A 2,749-nucleotide genomic window follows, 5' to 3' on the forward strand; every position below is an offset into this window, starting at 1 on the left:
ACGGCGACTCTTCAGCGTTCTCCACGCCGGACATCATCTCGGTCATCAGGTGCACTTCCATGATCGGGAGTTACACCGCTCGTCTTACAGTCCCGTGGATCGCGCACCTACGGCCGCCCCGCCTGACTTTCGTCATGCCCGACCAGCGGCGACAAGCTCCAGGAGAGAGCGCGACACGCGACTGCTGCTCCGGGTCATCCACGGGCACTCGTTCACCGAGAGGCCTCGGCGACCAAGGCAGCTACGCTCGCCAGTAGGGGGTGCCTCCGCATCAGGCCGATCCGCGTTGTCCATTGGTGATGGTGGCGAGCAGGGCGATGGCCTCGTCGATGGCGTGCGGGGCGATGTTGCCGTAGCCGATCACTACACCGTGCGGGTCCACGTCAGGGTTTATCTGGTAGCGGGTGATGGAGTCGAATGCGATTCCGAGGGCTTGGGCGCGGGCCGTTAACTGGTCAGGGTGGGTGCCGTCGAGTTGGGTGGCGAGGGTTTGGACACCGGCAGGTGTACCGGCAAGCCGCAGGGGCACGTCGTGGCGAGTGATGGCCTGTTCAAGTGCTTGCCGAGCGGTTCGGTAGCGGTTCCGCGCGGCGCGGATGTGCCGGTCGTAATCGCCGGCCTCGATGAGATGAGCCAGAGCGAGCTGATCGAGGGCCGGACTGCCGTGGTCGGCGAGGAACTTCTGTGGCAGCAGCTCGGCGTGCAGCTCGGCCGGGCTGACCATCCAGCCCAAACGGACCGCGGGTGCGAGCGTCTTGCTGGTGGACCCGAGGTAGACAACACGGTCGGGCGCACGGCCTTGCAGGCATCCCACGGCGCGTCGATCGAAGCGGAACTCCCCGTCGTAGTCGTCCTCGACCACGATCGCGCCGCAACGCCCAGCCCATGCCAGCAACGCCTCCCGACGGGCGGGTGCCATGACCGCGCCTGTAGGAAACTGGTGAGCCGGGGTGGTCAGTACCGCGTCTACGCCCTGCTCGGGTAGTTCGTCGACGAGGATGCCGTCGGCGTCGACCGGGATCGGCAGAACATTGAGACCGGCCTGGCGCAAGATCGCTGCACGGTGAGGTAATCCGGGGTCCTCAAGTGCGACGGTCCGGGCACCTCGGGCACGCACGGTATGGGCGAGCAGGTGGAGGCCCTGAGTAAACCCTGCACAGACCAACAGCCGCTGTGGGTCAGCGTCCACGCCGCGGACCCGACCGAGGTAAGCGGACAGGACCTGGCGAAGCTGCGAATGCCCGGCGGGGTCGGGGTACGCCAGATCGGAATCCGCTGCGGCACCCAGGGCGGCTGTCCATGCCCGCCGCCAGAGGTGGCGAGGGAACGCTGACAGGGTGGGAAGGCCCGGACGCATGTCCCATCGAGCTGGGCGCTCGGCCGGTCGAATCAGGGCAGGCGCATGGGTCGGGGGTGGCAAGTGCAGGTCAGAGACGCAGGTGCCGGAGCCTGGCCGACTGACCAGATAGCCCTCGGCGGTCAGCTGGGTGTAGACCTCGACGACCAGACGCCGAGAGACTCCGAGGTCACCGGCCAATACACGGCTGGCTGGCAGCCGCTGACCGGCCGCGAGCCGACCAGTACGCACTGCGTCGCGTAGGGCGCTTTCGAGCTGAACCCGACGAGGCCGTCCGGGCTCCGGCGACTCGATCGGCAGGAAGAGTTCCACCCCGGAAGTGGTACCCATATCTGTCATGAAGTCGGACCCTACTACGGATCCGAATGGCGGCTAGCTTAGTCGTATGGAAGCAACCACAGCACGCGTGGAAACCGCGCCGGTGGAGGTCCGTGAGCTGGAACACCCAGAAGCTGATGATCAGGTTACGGCGCTGCTGGAGCACCTGCGGCCAGGCACGGCCGACTGGGTCGGAACCGTCGCGGCGTCGGTGGCGCAAGGAGTGCGATATCTGGGTGCGTTCGAGGAAGCCGGGGTACTCGCAAGCCTGGCCAGCTGGCGAATCATGTCGACCACCCGGGGGCGGGTTCTCTACGTCGTCGACCTGGTGAGTGATCCAGGGATGCGACGCAAGGGTGCAGGCCGCGCGTTGCTCGCTTGGCTCCGGCGGGCGGGCGTCGCCGCCGGCTGTCGGACACTCGAGCTGGGCTCGGGTGTGACGCGGAACGACGCGCATCGATTCTATGCCCGCGTCGGCCTTTCCATCAGTGCCTTTCACTATTCCAAGCAGCTCCCTGCTGGCTAGGGCATATGCGAAACGAGAGGAGCTGAGAACATGATCAACGCCGATATGCGGATGATCGTCGAAGCCGCCAAGCTCACCTTCGTCGCGACGGTGCGAGCCGACGGCTCGCCCAGCCTGTCGCCGAAGGGATCGGCACGGGTGTATGACGACGAGCACATCGCGTTCATGAACATTGCGTCACCCGGGACGATCGCCAACCTCACCGCGGACCCACGTATTGAGATGAATGTGGTGGACTTCCTCCGGAGACGAGGCTACCGGTTCACCGGAACGGCGACGATTCATGGTAGTGGAACGTCGATTTACCAGTGGCTGCACAGCTGGCTGCTCGACCTGAACGGACCGGATTACCCCGCCCACGAAGCGGTCCTGGTCCACATCGATCACGTCCAACCAATCACATCGCCCGCATATACTTTCGGTGGTGGCGATGAAACCGCACTCGTCGCCGAGTGGTCCAAAAAATACCAAGTTGTTCACAGTGAAATGGAGAATATGTGATGCGTGCTGCTGGTGTGCGTGAGATCGGCGGCCTGGTCGAGGTATTC

The 2,749-nt window shown here is 65.0% G+C and carries 3 protein-coding genes; 2 read left to right on the top strand and 1 reads right to left on the bottom strand.

Features of this window, described 5'->3' with window-relative positions:
* Positions 1–271: 271 nt before the first annotated feature.
* Positions 272–1,696, bottom strand: coding sequence for a PLP-dependent aminotransferase family protein (locus AB0F91_RS47000; RefSeq protein WP_360608999.1), 1,425 nt, complete (start codon positions 1,694–1,696; stop codon positions 272–274).
* A 46-nt stretch (positions 1,697–1,742) separates the two neighbouring features.
* On the opposite strand from AB0F91_RS47000, the gene AB0F91_RS47005 reads away from it, so the two are divergent.
* Together AB0F91_RS47005 and AB0F91_RS47010 are read left to right on the top strand one after the other, a co-directional pair.
* Positions 1,743–2,201, top strand: a complete 459-nt coding sequence (locus tag AB0F91_RS47005; RefSeq protein ID WP_360609001.1) for a GNAT family N-acetyltransferase — start codon at positions 1,743–1,745, stop codon at positions 2,199–2,201.
* A gap of 30 nt (positions 2,202–2,231) precedes the next feature.
* Complete coding sequence (locus AB0F91_RS47010) at positions 2,232–2,702, top strand: pyridoxamine 5'-phosphate oxidase family protein (RefSeq protein WP_360609003.1); 471 nt, start codon at positions 2,232–2,234, stop codon at positions 2,700–2,702.
* Positions 2,703–2,749 lie beyond the last annotated feature (47 nt).

It is taken from the genome of Amycolatopsis sp. NPDC023774 (assembly GCF_040639695.1).
GTDB lineage: Bacteria > Actinomycetota > Actinomycetes > Mycobacteriales > Pseudonocardiaceae > Amycolatopsis.